At 70.3% G+C, this 18212-nt stretch carries 31 protein-coding genes; 27 read left to right on the forward strand and 4 right to left on the reverse strand.

Translation table 11 applies throughout. The annotated features are described in order from the left end of the window. Nucleotides 1–7: 7 nt before the first annotated feature. The 3 genes from ACZ6H8_RS03810 to ACZ6H8_RS03820 are packed head-to-tail and all read right to left on the reverse strand — an operon-like array spanning nt 8 to nt 2149. Entirely contained in the window at nt 8–1399 is a 1392-nt protein-coding gene (locus ACZ6H8_RS03810) for a recombinase family protein (protein WP_464144688.1), read from the reverse strand. Then, nucleotides 1399–1776 carry an ImmA/IrrE family metallo-endopeptidase gene (locus ACZ6H8_RS03815; protein ID WP_464144562.1) on the reverse strand — a complete coding sequence of 126 codons (378 nt, stop codon included), beginning with the start codon at nt 1774–1776 and terminating at the stop codon, nt 1399–1401. Before ACZ6H8_RS03815 ends, ACZ6H8_RS03810 begins: the two co-directional genes overlap by 1 nt. After that, complete coding sequence (locus ACZ6H8_RS03820) at nt 1754–2149, reverse strand: hypothetical protein (RefSeq protein ID WP_464144563.1); 396 nt, start codon at nt 2147–2149, stop codon at nt 1754–1756. Before ACZ6H8_RS03820 ends, ACZ6H8_RS03815 begins: the two co-directional genes overlap by 23 nt. 26 nt (nt 2150–2175) lie before the next feature. Between ACZ6H8_RS03820 and ACZ6H8_RS03825 the strand changes: the two genes are divergently transcribed. From ACZ6H8_RS03825 to ACZ6H8_RS03885, 13 genes are all read left to right on the forward strand, one after another. Further along, nucleotides 2176–2532 (forward strand): helix-turn-helix domain-containing protein, encoded by a 357-nt coding sequence (locus ACZ6H8_RS03825; protein ID WP_464144564.1) that lies wholly within the window; start codon nt 2176–2178, stop codon nt 2530–2532. Then, a complete protein-coding gene (locus ACZ6H8_RS03830; RefSeq protein ID WP_464144565.1) occupies nt 2529–2663 on the forward strand; it encodes a hypothetical protein in 135 nt (44 codons plus the stop codon). The genes ACZ6H8_RS03825 and ACZ6H8_RS03830 overlap by 4 nt, the downstream gene beginning before the upstream one ends. Then, nucleotides 2660–2791: a hypothetical protein gene (locus ACZ6H8_RS03835; RefSeq protein ID WP_464144566.1), complete on the forward strand. Its 132-nt coding sequence runs from the start codon at nt 2660–2662 to the stop codon at nt 2789–2791. The genes ACZ6H8_RS03830 and ACZ6H8_RS03835 overlap by 4 nt, the downstream gene beginning before the upstream one ends. Before the next feature lie 100 nt (nt 2792–2891). After that, nucleotides 2892–3353 carry a hypothetical protein gene (locus tag ACZ6H8_RS03840; RefSeq protein WP_464144567.1) on the forward strand — a complete coding sequence of 154 codons (462 nt, stop codon included), beginning with the start codon at nt 2892–2894 and terminating at the stop codon, nt 3351–3353. A 25-nt stretch (nt 3354–3378) separates the two neighbouring features. Continuing rightward, the gene (locus ACZ6H8_RS03845) at nt 3379–3588 is read left to right on the forward strand and encodes a hypothetical protein (RefSeq protein ID WP_464144568.1); all 210 of its coding nucleotides are present in this window, start codon (nt 3379–3381) and stop codon (nt 3586–3588) included. Then, nucleotides 3585–4625: a PDDEXK family nuclease gene (locus tag ACZ6H8_RS03850; protein WP_464144569.1), complete on the forward strand. Its 1041-nt coding sequence runs from the start codon at nt 3585–3587 to the stop codon at nt 4623–4625. Before ACZ6H8_RS03845 ends, ACZ6H8_RS03850 begins: the two co-directional genes overlap by 4 nt. Beyond that, entirely contained in the window at nt 4622–5545 is a 924-nt protein-coding gene (locus ACZ6H8_RS03855) for a hypothetical protein (RefSeq protein ID WP_464144570.1), read from the forward strand. The genes ACZ6H8_RS03850 and ACZ6H8_RS03855 overlap by 4 nt, the downstream gene beginning before the upstream one ends. After that, entirely contained in the window at nt 5542–5982 is a 441-nt protein-coding gene (locus ACZ6H8_RS03860) for a hypothetical protein (protein WP_464144571.1), read from the forward strand. The genes ACZ6H8_RS03855 and ACZ6H8_RS03860 overlap by 4 nt, the downstream gene beginning before the upstream one ends. Further along, on the forward strand, nt 5979–6137 hold the full coding sequence (locus ACZ6H8_RS03865; protein WP_464144572.1) for a hypothetical protein: 159 nt from the start codon (nt 5979–5981) through the stop codon (nt 6135–6137). Before ACZ6H8_RS03860 ends, ACZ6H8_RS03865 begins: the two co-directional genes overlap by 4 nt. Next, nucleotides 6134–6493: a hypothetical protein gene (locus ACZ6H8_RS03870; protein WP_464144573.1), complete on the forward strand. Its 360-nt coding sequence runs from the start codon at nt 6134–6136 to the stop codon at nt 6491–6493. The genes ACZ6H8_RS03865 and ACZ6H8_RS03870 overlap by 4 nt, the downstream gene beginning before the upstream one ends. Nucleotides 6494–6502: 9 nt before the next feature. Further along, entirely contained in the window at nt 6503–7189 is a 687-nt protein-coding gene (locus tag ACZ6H8_RS03875) for a hypothetical protein (RefSeq protein ID WP_464144574.1), read from the forward strand. Beyond that, the gene (locus ACZ6H8_RS03880) at nt 7186–7458 is read left to right on the forward strand and encodes a hypothetical protein (RefSeq protein ID WP_464144575.1); all 273 of its coding nucleotides are present in this window, start codon (nt 7186–7188) and stop codon (nt 7456–7458) included. Before ACZ6H8_RS03875 ends, ACZ6H8_RS03880 begins: the two co-directional genes overlap by 4 nt. Next, nucleotides 7451–9052, forward strand: a complete 1602-nt coding sequence (locus tag ACZ6H8_RS03885) for a DNA cytosine methyltransferase (protein WP_464144576.1) — start codon at nt 7451–7453, stop codon at nt 9050–9052. Before ACZ6H8_RS03880 ends, ACZ6H8_RS03885 begins: the two co-directional genes overlap by 8 nt. Nucleotides 9053–9059: 7 nt before the next feature. Here the strand turns inward: ACZ6H8_RS03885 and ACZ6H8_RS03890 are convergent, their stop codons facing one another. Further along, nucleotides 9060–9641 (reverse strand): hypothetical protein, encoded by a 582-nt coding sequence (locus ACZ6H8_RS03890; protein WP_464144577.1) that lies wholly within the window; start codon nt 9639–9641, stop codon nt 9060–9062. A 361-nt stretch (nt 9642–10002) separates the two neighbouring features. On the opposite strand from ACZ6H8_RS03890, the gene ACZ6H8_RS03895 reads away from it, so the two are divergent. The 14 genes from ACZ6H8_RS03895 (at nt 10003) to ACZ6H8_RS03960 (ending at nt 18208) form a co-directional block, all read left to right on the forward strand. After that, nucleotides 10003–10623: a hypothetical protein gene (locus tag ACZ6H8_RS03895; protein WP_464144578.1), complete on the forward strand. Its 621-nt coding sequence runs from the start codon at nt 10003–10005 to the stop codon at nt 10621–10623. Continuing rightward, nucleotides 10623–10985, forward strand: a complete 363-nt coding sequence (locus tag ACZ6H8_RS03900; protein ID WP_464144579.1) for a hypothetical protein — start codon at nt 10623–10625, stop codon at nt 10983–10985. The genes ACZ6H8_RS03895 and ACZ6H8_RS03900 overlap by 1 nt, the downstream gene beginning before the upstream one ends. Continuing rightward, a complete protein-coding gene (locus ACZ6H8_RS03905; RefSeq protein WP_464144580.1) occupies nt 10982–11266 on the forward strand; it encodes a hypothetical protein in 285 nt (94 codons plus the stop codon). Before ACZ6H8_RS03900 ends, ACZ6H8_RS03905 begins: the two co-directional genes overlap by 4 nt. After that, nucleotides 11266–11724 (forward strand): hypothetical protein, encoded by a 459-nt coding sequence (locus ACZ6H8_RS03910; RefSeq protein WP_464144581.1) that lies wholly within the window; start codon nt 11266–11268, stop codon nt 11722–11724. The genes ACZ6H8_RS03905 and ACZ6H8_RS03910 overlap by 1 nt, the downstream gene beginning before the upstream one ends. After that, nucleotides 11721–11987, forward strand: a complete 267-nt coding sequence (locus ACZ6H8_RS03915) for a hypothetical protein (RefSeq protein ID WP_464144582.1) — start codon at nt 11721–11723, stop codon at nt 11985–11987. Before ACZ6H8_RS03910 ends, ACZ6H8_RS03915 begins: the two co-directional genes overlap by 4 nt. Before the next feature lie 266 nt (nt 11988–12253). Continuing rightward, a complete protein-coding gene (locus ACZ6H8_RS03920; protein WP_464144583.1) occupies nt 12254–12589 on the forward strand; it encodes a hypothetical protein in 336 nt (111 codons plus the stop codon). Continuing rightward, complete coding sequence (locus ACZ6H8_RS03925) at nt 12586–12840, forward strand: hypothetical protein (protein WP_464144584.1); 255 nt, start codon at nt 12586–12588, stop codon at nt 12838–12840. The genes ACZ6H8_RS03920 and ACZ6H8_RS03925 overlap by 4 nt, the downstream gene beginning before the upstream one ends. A gap of 200 nt (nt 12841–13040) precedes the next feature. Then, nucleotides 13041–13619, forward strand: a complete 579-nt coding sequence (locus tag ACZ6H8_RS03930; protein WP_464144585.1) for a hypothetical protein — start codon at nt 13041–13043, stop codon at nt 13617–13619. Further along, on the forward strand, nt 13616–14236 hold the full coding sequence (locus ACZ6H8_RS03935) for a hypothetical protein (protein ID WP_464144586.1): 621 nt from the start codon (nt 13616–13618) through the stop codon (nt 14234–14236). The genes ACZ6H8_RS03930 and ACZ6H8_RS03935 overlap by 4 nt, the downstream gene beginning before the upstream one ends. After that, nucleotides 14229–14450 (forward strand): hypothetical protein, encoded by a 222-nt coding sequence (locus ACZ6H8_RS03940; protein ID WP_464144587.1) that lies wholly within the window; start codon nt 14229–14231, stop codon nt 14448–14450. Before ACZ6H8_RS03935 ends, ACZ6H8_RS03940 begins: the two co-directional genes overlap by 8 nt. Before the next feature lie 419 nt (nt 14451–14869). Next, nucleotides 14870–15133 carry a hypothetical protein gene (locus ACZ6H8_RS03945; protein WP_464144588.1) on the forward strand — a complete coding sequence of 88 codons (264 nt, stop codon included), beginning with the start codon at nt 14870–14872 and terminating at the stop codon, nt 15131–15133. A gap of 367 nt (nt 15134–15500) precedes the next feature. Next, nucleotides 15501–15803: a hypothetical protein gene (locus tag ACZ6H8_RS03950; RefSeq protein WP_464144589.1), complete on the forward strand. Its 303-nt coding sequence runs from the start codon at nt 15501–15503 to the stop codon at nt 15801–15803. A 223-nt stretch (nt 15804–16026) separates the two neighbouring features. Then, nucleotides 16027–16509 carry a hypothetical protein gene (locus ACZ6H8_RS03955; protein WP_464144590.1) on the forward strand — a complete coding sequence of 161 codons (483 nt, stop codon included), beginning with the start codon at nt 16027–16029 and terminating at the stop codon, nt 16507–16509. Beyond that, nucleotides 16502–18208: a hypothetical protein gene (locus tag ACZ6H8_RS03960; RefSeq protein ID WP_464144591.1), complete on the forward strand. Its 1707-nt coding sequence runs from the start codon at nt 16502–16504 to the stop codon at nt 18206–18208. The genes ACZ6H8_RS03955 and ACZ6H8_RS03960 overlap by 8 nt, the downstream gene beginning before the upstream one ends. The last annotated feature ends 4 nt before the right edge of the window (nt 18209–18212 follow it).

Consider the following 18212-nt stretch of genomic DNA (forward strand, 5'->3'; position numbering starts at 1 on the left):
GTCACGCTCATGACGCATACGATTCCCCCCACCGAGTGACGATGCGGACCCGAGCTTGCGGGCGGCCGGGGGAGACCTCGATCGCCTCGACGAGCTGCCGCAAAGACTCGCGCTGAGTGGCAGCGTCGCCGCCGTGCCATGCGACCACAGCATCGCTCGGGACGTGAGGGCGAGTAGCGGGACGGACGACCTCGGCCCGGTGCTCGGCTTGCAGCGCCGCGATGTCGCTCTCGAGGGAGGCGACCAGGCGATCGTACGACGCTCTCGGGATGCCGCCTTCGACGTAGCGCATCGTCAGGGTGTCGAGTCGCTGCTGCGCCTCGACGATGGCTCCCGTGACGTCGCGGATGGGGAGCGGCGGCGGCGCGGAAACGGCCGGGGCTTCGTCGGCAAGGCTGTCGATGAAGGCGTGCACGACGCTGTCCAGCACCGATTCCCACACGTAGCCCCCGCTGTGTGCGCGACGCGACTTGGCTGCAGCGCAGCGGTAGCGAGCCTGCCCGGTGGACTCGCGTTGTGCGTGCATCTTCGAACCACACTCGCAGCGCACCAGCCCGGAGTACGCGTACGTCGACCTCTCGCCGGATCGTCGAACGCGGCGCGACTCGCGAGCCTCGACGTATCGCTGCCACTCGGGCTCGGAGATCACGGCAAGGTGGGCGCCGGGAAGGTGAGCGCCGTGGCGAGTGATGAGGCCCGCTCCGAAGCCTGAGTCGAGGACGCGGCGCAGCGTGCGGTCGCTCCACTGGCCGTGTGGGGTCGCGCCGTAGCCGCTCGCCGGGCTCGTGCCGGTCGAGTCGTTCAGCCAGTTGACGATGGCGTAGATCGATTGGCCCTCGATGTACCTGCGGTAGGCCTGAGCGAGAACGGGACCGGTGGAGGGGTCGGGGGAGAAGCCAGCGGCGCGGTCGTACGCGTAGCCGAAGCGCGGCTTGCCGTTGGCCGGTAGGCCCTGGCGGACGCGGCGCTCATGGGTCTCGCGCCAGACGTCGCCGATGCGTTCAGATTCGAACGCGGCGATCTCGGTCATCATGCCGCGGGCGAGGCGGCCGACCGACGTCGCGGTGTCGAGGGGTTCGGTAGCCGATTCGATGCGGCCGCCGGCCTGCTCGACCCGGTCGGCGGCGACTGCCCAGTCGACGCGCGAGCGCGACAGTCGGGACCACTTCCAGAGCACGATGACGTCGACCTCTCGTGCGTCGACGGCGGCCATGACCCGCTGCACGGCTGGCCGACGCCACGTCCGGCCAGAGATGCCAGGGTCGGATTCCACGCCGACTACCGCGTAGCCCTGCCGGGCGCAGTGCTCGCGTCCAGCCGACTCCTGCAGTTCGAGGCTGATCGACTCCTCGCGGTGGGTGGACTGCCGGAGGTAGAGGATCGCGCGCGTCGCCGCCATCACGCCGCCCGTCGATATGCGAGCAGCAGGTCACCTGTCACGCCGAGCTCGCGGCAGACCTCGGCAGGGTCGTGCGACCACCGGAGTACGTCGGCGTAGTGATCGGGGTCGATGAGGGCGCGCGCAGCGCCGAGGTCGGCTTCGCGCTCCTGCCGCAGTGCCCAAACACCATCGCGGCGGCGGTGCTCGCGGATGTGGTGCTGGACTTCGTGCGCGAGCACCGAGCGCTCGACGATCGAACGCATGCGCGGTCGCAGCATGATCAGGCGTCTCGACGGGACGTAGAGGCCCTGTGCTGTGCGCAGTGGGTGGTAGTGCACTTCGAGGCCGAGGGACTCGGCGTGGTCGTGTGGGTCATACGTCGTCGTCGGTCTCATAGGGATCGATGGCGTCCTTCTTCGCTACGGCTTCGTTCGCGTGGTCGTCTTCGACAGTGTCGAGCGCACCTGCGACACGGCGGCTCGAGAGGTCGGTGACGGGTGCCAGGTCGCGCAGTGCGTAGTCGCGGGCGCGGCTGACGAGTTCAACCTCGGTCAGCCCGAGGGATCGAGCGATAGCCGACAGGTCGCGCGCTGTGAGCTGCACGCGCTTCCCGGTCTTCACACTTCCGCCGTCGAGGCGGTCTGACATGTAGGCACTGGTCTTGTCGATCAGTCGCCCGAGCGCGCGGGAGGAGAGGCTCTGCCGTCCCATCTCGGCCTTGATCTCGGTGACGAGGGCCTCGGAAAAGCGTGTCGGGAAGTCGTCCATCTGCACTTCGTGAGCATGGCACCTGCATGGATTTTCGTCAAGATGCATGGCGTGCATGGCACTGCATGGAAATCCATGCAACCATTCTGGGCATGGAGATCAGGACCGGCGGCAACGCAGCCCAGGGCACCGCTGACGCGGTCTCGGCCGCGATCGCAGAAGAGATCCGCGTCGAGATGGCGCGGCAGCGTCGGACGGCGGCTGACCTCGCCGGCGTCATCGGCGTCTCACAGCACACGGCCGGCCGACGGCTGAACGGCGTCGTGCCCTTCGACATGGTCGAGGTCGCGGGCGCAGCGCAGTGGCTCGGCGTCGACGTCGCTGTCATCGTCGGACGAGCAACCGCAGCGGCCGACAGCAGCGCGCGGAAGGCAGCGTCGTGACGCGCCCGAAGGCCGAGTGCCTGGACGCGTTCGCGGCAGTGCTGGCTGGCTTCTACGCAAGCCTCTCCGACGACGAACTCCGCGCGGCGAACGAGCGCATCGCGCAGAGGCGTCAGGCGGTGACGGGATGACGCCCGAGCGTCGCACGCGTCTCGTGCGGCACACGATCCGTCCGCTCTCGACGGTCGTGACATTCGTCGCCGTCACGTACGTCGGACTCGTCCTCATCACGGTCGTCGTCGACGGCGTCTCCCCGTGATCGTCGCGCTGGTCGCGCTCATCACCGAGGCGCTCGACCGTATCGCCGCCGCCCTCCGCATCCCGACCCGCATCGCCTTCGACCCCGAGGAGCAGTGACCGTGACGAAGCCCGCCATTCTCTCGACCATCACGGGCGACTCCGCCCGCGCTCGCAAGTCCGACCCGAGCACGTCGCACGCCGCGGCCGACTCCATCAGCGCTCAGGCGCTCGAGGACCGCGAGCGAGAGGTGCTCGCCATCCTCGGCGGCGCGTCGCGTCCGCTGTGCGCTCAGGAGGTCGAGGCGGCGCACGACCTCCGCGTCTGCACCCTCCCGAACCACCAGCAGTACTCCCACTCCGGCCTCCGCACCGCGATGAAGCAGCTCGCCGAGACCGGCGTGATCGAGCGCGCCGGCACGACCCGCACCCGCACGAAGCGCGACGCCGACACGTGGCACATCCCCACGGTCGCCGCAGCCACGCTCCGCGCCCGCATCGACAACGCCATCCAGCTCCGACTCACGCGGGCCGCAGACCGCCGCGCCGCCCGCAACCGCACCGCCGTCCGTCGCGCGGCCTGACCCCCACCACCAGGAGACCCCCACCATGATGCACAACGACTCCCCGAAGGCGTTCAGCGCCCGCGAGATCCTGCAGCGCCTCGTCGGCGTCTTCCGCCCCCTCCGTCGCGAGCCCGTGCCCGAGCGCACCGAGGCGAAGCAGGTCGCGTTCGAGCGCCGCGTCGCGAAGCGCCGCGCCCGCAACAAGGTCGCCCGCAAGTCGCGCCGCGCGAACCGCCTGGCGGCGCAGCGATGACCGCCCTCGACCGCCTCTTCGATCAGCGCATGGGCGCGCTCCTCTCGGACCTCGCGACGCCGCTGGCGTCGAAGTCCGAGGACGAGGCAGGGTGGCAGCGCGACCGCGCGACTGACTGCGTCTCCGCATCCGAGGTGCACCGCCTCGTACAGAACTGGCTCAGCGCCCGACGGCCCCTGCTGCAGGACAAGCTCTACGGTTCGACGTTCGGCGGGAGCGCGGCAACGCGACGCGGCTCGGCAAACGAGTCGTTCTGGATCCAGGTCGCGGCTATTGAGCGCGGCACCGCGATCGTCGCGAACGACCGCGTCTGGGCGAGCCTCGCCAACCCCGGCCACCGCGCCACTCCGGACGGCTTCGAGCACGACGGCGGGACGCTCCGCGGCGTCGAGGTGAAGGACCACGAGCACGACTGGAAGGCCCCAAGCGGTGGGCTCGTCACGCCCGAGCACTACACGCAGATGCAGTGGGGCATGCACGTCTTCGGCCTCGACGAGTGGGTCTACGTCGTCGGCTTCTCCGACGCCGACGGCAACCCCTCGACCATCCGCCAGCACGAGATCGAGATCGTGCACCGCGACGACGCGTGCATCCTGCAGTGCGTCGATGTCGTCGACCGCTTCCTCGCGTGGTGGGCCGACGGCGCACCCGAGGACGAGATCAGCGAGGCGCTGCTCGCGCTCCATCGCTCCGTCGTCGCGGCCAAGGCAGTCGTCGACGCCGCCGACAAGAAGCTCAAGGCCAACCGGGCGGCTTTCGAGAAGCAGCTCGAGATCGAGTACCCCGGCGCGACGAAGGTCGGCTGGTCCCACACCGACCCGGAGACCGATGACAAGGTCACGGTCTCGAAGGGCGCCGTCACGCCGACGGTCGACGAGGTCGCGTGGCGCGAAAGCGCGCCGACGAAGTACGCCGCGTACGTGCGTGGCGTGAAGGCGATCGCCGACACGCTCGCCGACGCGAAGAAGCGCTACCCGGACACCAAGGTCGCCGCGCACGGGCTGCGCGTCTACCCCGCGAAGAAGGCGAAGGCATGACCACCGAGACGCCCACGCCCGAGGGTGTGCAGACGACGCTCCGCGACTACCTCCGCGTAGCGACCGCGACCGGCCAGCTGCGCGGCACCCGCGTCGAGTTCAGCCCCGACGGCGGAGAGACGTGGAGCGAGGTGCTCGTGCGCGGAGAGTTCATCGTCGCCCGCGCCACCGTCTACCGAGCAGGCTGGGAGATCCCGACGGTCCTCGTCGCGCAGTGGAGCGAAGCGCTCCCCGTCGAGGAGTCGTGGGCGGCACTGTGGGAGCGGAAGCCGCAAGTCCTGTTCGGCGCGTTCGTCCTGCGCGCCGCGCTCGTGCGCACCTTCGCCGACGTCTTCGGCGATCGCCGCGAAGCCGACGATCTGCCCGAGGGCGGCACGCCGACGGCCGTCGTCGAGATCCCCACGGACACGCTGCCCGTCGACTGGCTCGCCGAGCTCGAGGGCTCCACGACGACCGAGGCCGTTGCCACCCTCTACGAGCAGGCGGGCAAGGCCCGGGTCGAGCCGCAGATCTTCCTCGCCATCCAGCGACGCCTCCGCGACATGCAGGCCGCAGACGTCGCGGCCGTCGCCGGAGCGGGCGTGGTCACCGCCGAGCAGGCGGGAGCATCCCCTGCCGTTCCGACGGCGACGATCGCGACGTTGGCCGACGTCGCCGACGAGGTGAGCGAGGAGGAGTGGCTCGAGCGCATCGGCGACGCTCCCGACCTGTCCGCGATCGACGGGATCCGCCAGGCGCTCCGCGCGCAGGGCGCCGTCAGCGAGGCGCAGCACGCGGCTATGAAGGATCGCACGCGCGAGCTCACGGGCGCCGAGCAGCCGAGCGCGGTTGCGCTCGCCATGCGCGACGCCGTCGCGAAGGCTGCTGGTGGGCCGACGCCGCTCACCGCGGCCGTGGCCGCACGAGGGGCCCGCTCGTGAGCGCCGACTTCGCACTCGACCCTGCGGGCGCTCAGCAGGCATGGGCGCCGCTCGTGGCCCGCGCACGCGACATCTGGAACCAGCGACCCGAGGACCCGGCCGGCATCGCCGAGCTGCTGCAGCAGATCGAGATGCTCATGCTCGAGATCTCCGACGTCGAGGAGCGCGTCAACCAGCAGCGCTACGCCGCCGAGGTGGCGCACTCGAAGGCGTTCAACGTCGCGCTCGCCGACTTCTGGACGAAGGGCCGCCCCGTCGGCGTCGCCCGTGCCATGGCGACGACCGCGAGCCTCGACGAGCAGCGCGTGCACAACGACATGCGTGCCCTCTGGCACCACGTCGACCGCGTCGCGAAGGCGCTCGCGTCGAAGCACATCGGCTACATGGCCCGCAACAAGAACCTCGAGCCGCTCGTGCGTTCGTGGGGTCGACGATGAGCACGCAGGCCGCGGGTCGCGGCGGCTACTGCATCGGTTGTGGACGCAAGACGCCGTGCAAGCAGAAGCACTCCGAGATCGAGCAGGCGCGACTCGCGCACGAGGCAGAGCTCGAGGCGCGGCGCGCGTCCGCGAACCGATGGGGGCGATCGTGAGCAACCCGACCCCGATCCGCATCCGCAAGGGCGTGCACGCCCGCGACGGCCACGCCTGCGCCTGGCACCGATTCGACTCCTGCGACCCCGAGACCCTCGTGCCGCAGCACCGCCAGGGAGGCATGGGCGGGCGGAAGACGAAGCACCGCCTCTCGAACGTCGTCTGGCTCTGCTCCCTCCTGAACGGCGAGATCGAGTCGAACGCCGACCTGCAGGCCGAGGCCCGCCGCCGCGGCATCAAGATCTCGCTCCACGCCAACCCGGCCCGCGAGCCGATGCTCCACGCCGTCCACGGCTGGGTCGTGCTCGACGACGCCGGCGGCGTCACACCCGCCATCCCACCCGCACTCACCTAGGAGCCCACGATGACCCCCACCATCCTCCGCCTGCAGCCATCCGACGCGATCCTGCTGGCCCGCAGCCTCAAGCCCCACGTCAGCCAGGAGGACGTCACCCCCGTCATCTGCGGCGCGGCAATCTCCGTCCACGGGGGGCGAATCCAGGCGATCGCCACGGACCGCTACACGGTGGCCCGCATCCGTCTCCCGCACTACGAGACGTCCGCGACCATCGACCGCGTCGCCGACGCTGAGTGGACGCTCGACCAGTCCAGCGTGATCGTCCCGCGGCTCGCGCTCGAGTGGATCGCCGCCAACGCGAACCGGTACAAGGCGGCGACGGACCTCGTCACGATCGAGCTCGAGGTGACGCGCACCGCGCCGAAGACGATGACGCAGATCACCGTCACGATCGCGGACGAGTACTCGAGCGACCGCATCGTTGCCACCTTCACCGCGATCTCCGGCGAGCACCCGCCCGTCACACGCCTCATCGACAACCACAAGCCGATGCCGATGGACCGCCTCATCTTCCGCCCTGACCTCATCGCCCGCACGCGCGCCGGACTGCCCCGCGGCACCGAGGTCGAGTACGTCGCGGGCAAGTCGGAGTCGAGCAACAAGCCCGGCCCCATGCTCTACACGGCGAACCTCATGCGCGAGGACGCCGAGCTCGTGGGCCTCATCCAGCCGAACCTCCTGGCACGGCGATGACCCCCACCATGCAGACCGGCTCCGAGCTCATCGCAGCCGCCGCCGTCCTCGCCATCGTCGCCGTGCTGCTGTTCGCGCTCACGGGCGAGATCATCCGCCGCCGTCGCGTCGAGCGCCGCGCGGCGGTGCGCGCCGAGGTCGCTCGCATCGCGACCGAGCGCGCTGGCGTTCTCGCCGACCGGATCCGCGCCGCGGGCATCGAGACCGTCGACGACCTCGACGACGCGATCGCCTCGTACGCCGACGCACGCCGGAAGGCAGGTGCCTGATGGCAGGTCAGAAGATCCGCTCAAGCTCGCCGCGCTCGATGCTCAGCGCGGCGACCGAGACATTGTGGTTGCGGCCGACCGCGTCCACCATCCGGCCGGAGCCGAGGCTGACCACGATCTCGAAGACCTCGGCCGGCACCCCCTTCTGGTGCACGACGACACGGTCGCCCTCCTGCCGGAACATCCGGTGCTCGAGCCCGTGCCGGGTGAAGAAGACCTCGTCTCCGGGCTCCTCGGGAAGTGCCGGGATCGCGTCGTGCTGCTGCATGACGCCGATCGTACGAGGTGGTGCTGGATGACGCTCCGCATCGGTTCCCTGTTCTCCGGCTACGGCGGCCTCGACCTCGCGACCGAGGCGTTCTTCGGCGCGCGCACCGTCTGGCACTGCGAGTGGGACGACTCACCGTCGAAGGTGCTCGCCGAGCACTGGCCCGGGGTGCCGAACCATCGCGACGTCACCTCCGTCGACTGGGCGACTGTCGAGCCCGTCGACATCTTGTGCGGCGGCTTCCCGTGCCAGGACCTCTCGCTCGCCGGCCGTCGCGCCGGGATGCGCGAGGGCACACGCTCCGGTCTGTGGAGCGACTTCCTGGGAGCTATCGACGCGCTGCAGCCGCAGGTCGTCGTGATCGAGAACGTGAGAGGACTGCTCAGTGGATGCGCCGAGAGCGACATGGAGCCCTGCCCGGGATGTGTGGGAGACGGCGAGCATCGACCTGTTCTCCGAGCACTCGGACGTGTTCTCGGAGACCTGGCCGACCTCGGGTTCGATGCGGAGTGGGGCGGCGTTCGAGCGGCCGACGTGGGTGCCCCTCATGGGCGCTTCCGTGTCTTCGTTCTTGCCTACCGTGCGGGTGTCGGACGCGAATGGGCCGGGCTCGCACGGCGAGGGGGGACTGGATCTGCGCACGGCGGTGACGCAGCTCTGACGTTGCTGCCGACGCTGCGCGCGTCCGACGGAGAGAAGGGTGGTCCCGGTCAGCGCGGCTCGAAGGGCGATCTCACGCTGCCCGGGGTGGCGTCTGTGCTGATGCCGACGCCGACGCGGGATCCCGCGAGCGGCAACGGCCACGCGCGAGACCTCGGGTCCGAGGTCCGCCTCATCCCGACCACGACCGCCCAGGATGCGGATGCATCGGGCGGCTCGAGCTCGTCGAGCGTGACGCTCACCGACTGGGCGACCGGACGCCGCGGCCTCGCGGTCGACGCTGTGCTCATGCCGACGCCGCAGGTCGCCGACGCGACGGGCGGGCACGCCTCAAGGTCGGGTGCGCGCAGCGACGAGCTGTTGCTGCCGGGCGTCGCGGCGCAGGCGCAACGGTCGGGCTTCGGCCCGTACGAGGCGGCCGTGCGTCGCTGGGAGGCGCTGACGCGTGAGGCCCCATCACCGACGCTGCCGAACGGCCGCGACGGCGCGCACCGCCTGAACGCGGCGTTCGCCGAGTGGATGATGGGCCTGCCCGAGGGGTGGGTGACCGACGTGCTCGAGCGCACGGCGTCGCTCAAGGCGCTAGGCAACGGCGTCGTGTGGCAGCAAGCCTTCGCCGCGCTCGAAGCGCTCTGGCGCCGCGTCGACGCGGAGGTCGCAGCGTGAGCGTCGGCTACTGCTTCGGTCGAACGGGGATCGGGTGCATCCACTCGAGCACGTCCTCGCTGCCGGGCCGCTTCCACCGAACGACGAGGTCGCGGCGGATGCCGTCGCTCATCAGCGGCGTGAACAGGAACGTGAAAGCGCTCTTCGCGCCGAGCGTGAAGGGCTCGAGGCGAGTCTCGTCGACCTGCAGCGTCAGGTGCTCGGGGAACGCGTCGAGCTCGACCTCGAGCGCCTCGATGGGGCTGGCGTTCGTCACGAGAAAGGTGTCGCCGGCGTACCAGGTGACCGTCCACGGCGGCCCGTCGAAGATGGCGCTCTGGATGGTCGCGATGGTCGCGTTCGCTGCGGCAGCGCGCTCCGCAGCCTCAACGGCGCGCTGCTCGGCATCAGCCGCGCGTTCGCTGGCCGCCCCCGCTCGATTCGAAGCGATGATCGCCGCGACGACGCTGCCGATGGCGGCTGCGGTAGCGAGCAACGACAGCACGAGTTCCATGGAGCCGACCGTAGGCGGCGGTGCTGAATGACTGCCCAGAACGGCCGCCGATCGGCGGCAAGCGAAAGGGGGTCGGGAGACCACCAGGTCCAGCACCCGACCCCCACCGCGCACTCGCTGCCGACGTTCGCGATGACGTACGTCGTCTACTGGCGCCGCGAGCAGGTGCTGAAGGTCGGCCGCGCGTGGCGATGGGCTCGCATCGACATGCTGACCCGCTCCGGCGGGCAGGTGCTCATCCTGCAGGAGGGCACCGACGAGACCTGGGAACGCGAGGCGCTGCGCGAGCTCGCTGCCTTCTTCCCGAAGGCGTTCGGATCCGCTGACGAGTCGGGCCGCATCCTGTGGCGCGGCCGCGGCTGGACCGAGTGCTTCACCGTGCGCGAGGAGGACATCGACCTCGCGATCGACATCTGCATCGAGGGGTTCTCCTATGGCACGACACCGGCTGCGTTCGGTGAGGCTGGACGACTGGCAGTCGTCGACGCTCCTGAAGGCGTCGCCGGCGGCGAGGACGACGGGCTTCCTGCTGCACTTCGTCGCGGACGACCAGGGGAGGGCGGAGGCGACGCCGTCGCTGCTGCTCGCAGCGCTCTGGCCGAAGAGGTCGGACCCGCTGACCGAGGACGAGATCGAGACGCATCTGCTCGAGCTGGCGGAGGTGGGCTTCCTGACGCTGTACGTCGAGGACGGCCGGTCGCTGCTGCAGATCGAGGAGACGGTGCGGATCGACAGGCCGTCGACGTCGGACCTGCCACCCCCTCGCGAGGCTTCGCGAGGGCTCTCGGCTGTGGGGAGCGCGGGCGAGCGGGCGGTGCGGGAGCCGAGGATGCCGGAGCCGAGCGAGGGCTGGCGGGCCTGGCGCGAGGAGCACGAGCGCGAGCGGGTGCCTCCGGAGTCGCCGCTGCTGCTGGAAGCCCCGCCGATCGGATGCCCGGAGCACCCGAATGGCCGCTACGCCGACTGCGGACCCTGTGGCACTGCTCGACGTCAGCGGGATCTCTGGATGGCCGACGCCCTCCACGCACGCCGTCAGCAGCGGTACATCGCATCACTCGACGACGAGGAGCCCTTCTGATGGTTCGACAGGAGTGGAGCGCCCTCGAGGTGTTCCTGACGACGCAGGCGGCCGCGTACGCCACCTCCGAGGGGCAGGCGCTGCTCGAGGCGGAGCGGACGCACACGATCTCGGCGGGTCCGGAACGGATGTGGGCGGAGCAGCGGCAGGCGTTCGCTGAGGCCGACCTGCGCCGCATCATCGCCGACCGTGACGGGTCGCGAGCAATGGCCGACGCCGAGGCCGCCAGGTGCGAGCAGGAGCGGGCCGACGCGCTCGTCGAGCTGCGCCGCGTGCCCGGCTACATCAACCCGGACGGGCGGGCGCAGATGCTCGCCGCGATCGTCCACAGCCACCACCCCGACCGAGGAGCAGCAGCATGACCGACCACATGAAGACCCAGACGACCATCACCCATCACGATGCCGGGCATCTCGCAGTCGAGGCGGTGCGGGTCGTGAACAGGCTCGACCACGACATGCAGGCGCAGCAGGTGGCGGTGTCGGTGTGGCGGATCGCGCAGTCGCTCGAGACGCTCGCCGAGCGGATCCCGAACGATGACGTGTGGCAGGCGCCGCTCGTCGCCGGGACGTTCGATGACCTGCTGCAGGCGATCCGTCGCGTGCTCGAGCAGGTCGACCCGGCACGTCAGGCGGTGGCGTGATGTGCGACCACGACGACTTCGACGCGGACGCGCTGCACGACCGGCTCAGGGATCAGCGCATCGAGGACGAGATGCGGGAGGCGCACGAGCGCGAGGTGCGGCTCCGCCACATCAGCGCTGAGGTGCTCGCCGAGGTCGCCTCGTCGACCGCGAAGCACGGCGTGCAGGGGGAACCCGGCGAGGGCGTATCGATCGCGCGGCGCCTCGCCAAGGGCACGAAGGCGTCGATGGATGCCGCCGGACTCGGCACGGTCACGTGGCGCCACGTCCTGATCGAGGGGGTGTCCGTCGACGTCTACGCCGAGGACGACCTGCTCGCGCTGCGCGCGGAGCTCGTGCAGGTCGCCGCGGTGGCCGTGAAGATGGTCGACCGCGTCGACGTCGAGCGCGAGCGCATCGCGCACCTCGAGCGGGAATCCTCCCGCACGCTGGGCAGTTCCGAGGGGAGCGACCGATGAGCGCCTACGACGACTTCACCCGTGACGTGCGCCTGCTGCGTATCGAGGGCCGGGGCTGGCGACGCCGCTGGCGCTGGGACGTGACGTTTTACCGCGGCAGCGTCCGAGGACTGCACAACGACAGCCCCCGACCGGTGCACCTCGGCGGCGGCTGGGGCTACACGCGCACCTACCTCGGTGCCCTGCTGCTGATCGGCTGGCACGCCACCATGCCCGGCTGGGGCCGTGAATCGAGCAGTTCCGGGGGGAGCGATCGTGGCTGAGTGGAGCGACGAGTTCGAGCGCGGCGCGCGCGCGATGCTCGAGTGGGTCGAGAAGCGCAGCCGAGATGGCCTGCGGGACGTGCTGCACGACGAGCGCGATCGGATCGCTAGCCAGGCGCGTCGAGCCGACGACCCCGAGGTCTGCGCCGCCCTGACGGTGAACGGCTACGCCTCGTCGGCGTCGCAGCTCGCGTGGGGTCCGTGCATCCGCGACGCCGACCACGAGGGGCCATGCCGCAGATCGAGCAGTTCCGAGGGGAGCGACCGTGGCTGACCGATCCTGCACATGCGGCTACACCCCGGCCGACGACGCCGACCGCGAGCGTCACTACGAGAGCGGCGAGCACGACGAACGCCAGTCGCTCATCTGGGCGCGCGGCGACGTCGCGCGCGAGTTGCGTGCGCTGGGCCGTACGACCGAGGACGCGCAGGCCGCGATCGCTGCGGTCGACGACGACACCATGCGCCTGATCCGCGCACTCGCCGTCAACGAGCTCGCCGAGTGCTACATCGTCGGCATGCGCGCCACCATCCGCATCCGCGAGGCCATGGCGTACTCGCGGAGCCTGCGCCCTGTCGCAGAGTCGGGTGGTTCCCGGTGACCCGCCACGACTGCCGCCATGCCCTGCCCCCGGCTGCCGTCGACGGCAGCGTCGCGCAGTGCCCGGTCTGCGAGGCGTGGTGGCAGTACCTCGTCACCGAGCACGAGCTCGGCTCGACCCGTCGCTGGCGCCGCGTCCGCTGGTGGATGCTCCTCGCCCTGCACGCGGTCGAGCAGGAGCGCACCCGCCGAGCCGTCTACGAGGCGTGGCTCGACAACCCGCATGACCGCACGAACGAGGAGACCCGATGACCCACACGACGGAGAGGGCGTGCGTCCACGGCTGCACGCTTCGGGGTGAGCACTTCGCGCAGTGCCCCGACTATGGCCGCGGCGATGGCGAGTGCCAGGGCTGCAAGCCGCGGACGGCGCACGACGGGTCGCTGATCTGCGGCCGGTGCTTCGGGAAGCTGCGTGGCGCGGCCGATGCATATCCGGACTGCATCGCTGCGATGGAGACGGCTGCGGATCCCGAGAAGGCGAAGGAGATCAAGCAGCGCGTCTCGGGGTCGAAGGACGAGACGCCGGCGCCTGTGCGGGCAGAGGTGCTCGACGCGTACCGCGAGGTGACGTCGGCGATCGCGGCCGGCGTCGAGGGCCTCACAGGTTCCCGGCATCGCATCCCGCGCCTCACCGACGGCTCGGAGGTGGTGCGGGCGGAGGCGATGTGGATGGCGTCGTCGATCGTGGAGTGGCTGCCGGAGATCGCGAACGACGTCGACTCGTTGGCGTGGTGGTGGGACGTGCTCCTCAACGAGGTCGCCGACCAGCACAAGCCGGACGACGAGCGCGCGTGGACGTTCCAGCGGGCGCTCGGCCGGTTCCGCGTCGAGCCGTACGTGAAGCGGTCGCAGACGCCGTGCCCGACGTGCGAGCAGCGGACGATCCGGATCCGTCAGCCGCGGGTCGCGCCGGGCGTGACGGTCTACTTCTGCAGCCGCGACGAGTGCGACTTCGACCGCAACGACCAGGACAGCGACGAGCCGTGGTCCCTCATCTTCGAGGGCTACGAGGGAGGGAAGGCAGCATGACCGAGCAGCCGAAGACCGAGACCATGATCGGCGACGTGACGCCAGCCATCAAGCGGCTGCGGAACCTGGCAGCGGGCTACCTCGCGCTGGACATCGCGGAGGTGCTGGCCGAGCTCGAGCGGCTGCGGGCCGAGCGGGAGGCGCTGCACAGCGAGGGGATGCGCGACCGGATCGAGAATGCCGTCGCGCGGTTCGCCATCGCGAGCAACCCGTACGCCCCCAGCATTCAGATCTATCAGGCGCGCGAGGCTGCCGACGCGGTGCTGTTCGTGCTGACGGCTGACCCGATCACCTTCACGGATCGCCCCCCGGTCCTGCGCGACCGCGACACGATCCTGCGCGACCTCGCTGCCCCCGACCCCATCGTGCAGCGCATCCGGGGGCTCATCGATCGCCAGGCGACCGCACTCGCCGACGGATCCATCACGTCCGGGGTGCTCGCGTCGCTCGTGCTGGACACGCTGACTGCTGACGCGGACGCGGACGCGAAGCCGTTCATCGACTGCCCGCACTGGGCTCCTGGCAGCATCACGAAGCGCCGAGGCTGCACCGCGTGCGCAGCCGCCGCGGATCGAGTGGCCGACGTGGGCCTCGAGCCGGAGGGCGGCCGTGGCTGACCCGTTCCTCACCGACGAGCAGGCTGCAGTCCTCGTGCGTCGCTCGACGCGGACGATCAAGCAGTGGCGGCAGGACGGCCTGATCCGGTCGTTCTGGATGTGGGATGCGGGGAAGCGGCGCGAGGTGCACAAGACGCATCAGGAGCAGCTCCTCGCGGCCGACAAGGTGAAGCGTCAGCGCATGTTCGCGGGGAAGCGCCACGCCGACGACTGACCCTCTGCACCCCCTGCATCCGGCGTGCTACGCTCTGCGTAAGCGACCAATGGCCCCGAACTCGTTCGGGGCCATTCGCATGCGCGCGCGGACTGGGAATGCTCGGTCGCTGCGCGCTCGCGTGACGTGCTCCCGTGGGGGTGAGCGCCGATCGCGAAGACCTCTCGACGCACGCGTGCCTACTTCCCGCGTGCGTCGAAGCCCACTTCCTCGGCCGCTCACACTCGCATCTGCATCCAGGGCGCACGGCGCCAGCGCGTCACCTCCTGTACCGGCCCCGTGCTCGTGCGTCAGCGAGGTGGCCCGCATCGCACAGCAGGAGCGCGACCGAGGACCTCATCCACAACCGAACAGGGGACGGCCCGTGCGTCGCGCAGCAGCGGGCGCACGGGCCCACCGACCTGACGATCGGAGATGCCATGCCCGAGGCAGTGCAGCAGGTGACCGCCACGCTCATGTTCCGCCGGGAGGCGTGGACGACCGAGCGCGGCAAGGTGAAGCGTCTCGAGGATCGCGACAAGCAGCTCCCCGAGAAGCCGTCTGCCTACCGACCGCTCGTCGGTCCGTACTCGCAGGTCGCAGCTGAGGCCGTCCGCCTCAACCAGGTGCAGCAGCGCGCTGGCTTCCAGGACTACCTCTACTGGCCCGAGATCGTGGCCGAGCCGAAGCCCGCCGCAGCGTGATGCGCGTGTGCTCGGTCGGTGGATGCCCCGAGCTCTACGACTCGGCTGAGGGCAGCCGCTGCTCGACGCATCGCAGCGAGGCAGACCGTCGACGTGGCACCTCACGCCAGCGTGGCTACGGCTCCACAGGGCACCGAGACTTCCGTGCTGCTGTCCTCACCCGCGACCCCGTGTGCGTCATCCCCGGATGCCAGAGCCAAGCGCAGCACGCAGACCACCACCCGTACGGGCGCGACGACCTCGTCCGCATGGGCAGGAACCCGAACGATCCCCAGTACGGACGCGGACTGTGCCAGCCACACCACGCCTCCGAGACAGCCCACGCACAGCCCGGAGGCTGGCACCGACCATGAGACCGGAGAACGCCATGACGGACACCGCCACTGCATCGCTGCCCACGACGGGACGCATCGTGCTGTACGCACTGAGCGAGAACGACTGCGCCACCATCACCGCACGCCGCATCCGTGACGACCGCACGCCCGATCATGCGCGAGGCAACACGCCCCGCCCCGGCGACATCGTCCCGCTCGTGGTGGTCCGCACATGGAGCGACTCGATCAACGGCCAGGCCCTGCTCGACGGTGAGGACAGCCTGTGGGTCACGTCCGCACACTCAGGGCCGCACGGCAGGCCCGGCACCTGGCACTGGCCCACCATCACCCGGTGACTGGACGGCCCTCAGGGGCCGTTTCAGAGGGTGGGGGGTGACCCCCTTCGACCCGACCCCCTCGGACCGCCGGGGAGGGGCCTTAGGGGTGCGGAGGGTTCAAAAGTTCCGGGGTGCTACCGCAATGGGGCGCCCGACTCGATGTCGCGCAAGGCGGCGTGGAGGTCGATTGCTCATGCCTCGTGGAGGTGCTCGCCCTGGTTCGGGGCCCGCTGCGGATCCGATGTCCGCGCGCTCGGAGGCTCGTGGCCTGGCCGAGATCCGTCTCCCTGCGAAGGGATTCCGTGGCCGCATCCCTCGCTGGCCGCTGCCGCGCCGCCTCGTCTTCGACGTGTACTTCGTCGATAAGGAGCGCATCAAGGAGCTCGACGAGAACGCCACCGGTGCCGTCGCGGACCGCGAGCTCGACGTCTGGAAGCAGCTGTGGCGCACGCCGCAGGCTGTGATGTGGCACCGCGAGCCGTGGCGTCAGCACTCGGTCGCGCACTTCGTGCGCATGTCGGTGCGCGTCGAGGGCGGCGAGGCTCCCGCGGCCGACACTGCCGCGATGCTGCGCCTGCAGGATCAGATCGGTCTCACACCGGGCGGCATGCGCTTCAACGGCTGGGCGATCGACGCCGACGAGGTAGCCGAGAAGCGCCAGGCGAAGCCAGCCGAGGACGCGACGCCGCCGCCACGGCGGCTGAGGGTGGTCGCCGATGTCTGAGCCTCTCGTCGTCGACTTCCCGACCCTGGGTGACGTCGGCGATGCGTGGCTCGAGCGTCACGCTCGCGTGCCGAACGGCTTCGACCGCGGCGCGGCCTTCCGACAGTCGGATTGGCAGTTCTGGTGCATGGCGAACCACTACCGGATCCGCCCGGAGTCGGAGTGGATCCCGTCGCGGCCACTGCTGAACCAGGCGTTCACGTATCGCCGCTCGCTGATCGTCGGACCGCAAAAGATCGGCAAGGGCCCGTGGACTGCGGGCATCGTCGCGCTCGAGGCCGTCGGCCCGGCGATCTTCGGCGGATGGGCGGGCAAGGACGACGGGTACGCGTGCGTCGACTTCGGCTGCTCGTGCGGCTGGGAGTACGAGTACGTGCCCGGTGAGCCCATGGGCATCCGCCACCCGTCGCCGCTGATCCAGCTGACCGCGATGTCCGAGGATCAGGTCAACAACGTCTACAACCCGCTCAAGGCGATGATCCGTCTCGGACCGCTCGCCGATGTGCTGCTCGTGCGCGACGGTTTCATCCGCATCGTGTCCGAGAACGCCGACCCCGACCTCGACCGCATCGACCGCGTCACCTCCAGCGCGCAGTCGCGCCTTGGCAACCCGATCTCGTTCGCAGTGCAGGACGAGTCGGGCCTGGCGACGAAGTCGAACAAGATGCGCGACGTCTACGAGGCGCAGCGCCGCGGTGCCGCCGGCATGGGCGGCCGCACGGTCGAGACGACGAACGCGTGGAATCCGGCCGAGCATTCGGTCGCGCAGACCTCGTGGGAGTCGACCGCGCCGGACGTGTTCAAGTTCTTTCGCCAGGCTCCCGCGAACCTGTCGTTCGCGAACAAGGCCGAGCGGCGGAAGATCTTCGCGGTCGTCTACGACGGGTCGCCCTGGGTGCCGCTCGATGGCATCGAGGCCGAGGCCGCCGAGATGATGGTGCACGACAAGGCTCAGGCGGAGCGGTTCTTCGGGAACCGTCTCGTCGCAGGCGACGGCGCGTACCTCGACGTCGCAGGCTGGGTCGCCAAGGCCCGTGACGGACGCGAGGGACGCGACGAGCCCATCGAGGTCCGCTTCCGCACGAAGGTCGGGCTCGGCTTCGACGGCTCCGACAACGACGACTACACCGGCATCCGTCTCGAGACGCTGGACCAGCACCAGTTCACGCCCCGCTACGGGACGAAGTCGCTGCCGACGCTGTGGCGGCCGCAGGACTGGGGCGGGACGATCCCGCGTCTCGAGGTGCGAGCGGCGTTCGAGGAGCTCCAGCGAGAGTTCGAGATCGTGCGTGCCTACCTCGACCCGCCGGGATGGTCGACCGAGGCCGACCAGCTCGCGGCCGACTTCGGCGAGAAGGTCTTCGTGCGCTGGCCGACGTACCGCATCGCTCCGATGAGCGCAGCGCTCGAGCGGTTCCGCATCGACGTGCAGGGTCTGCATTCGCGGTTCTCGCACGACGGCGACGTACAGGTCGAGGAGCACGTCCGCAACGCGGTCGTCCGTGCGCGAGGGATCACGCTCGACGACGGCGGCGCCATGGTCAAGCGGTACGTGCTGGGCAAGCCTGCGCAGCACCAGAAGATCGACTGGCTCATGTCCAGCGTCCTCGCTCACGAGGCAGTCATGGATGCGCTCGCCGCGGGCCTGGGCAACGACCAGGCCGACCGCACATCGGATGCGATGTTCGGCTTCAACTGACCCG

The sequence above is a fragment of the Agrococcus sp. AC640b genome, from assembly GCF_979255995.1.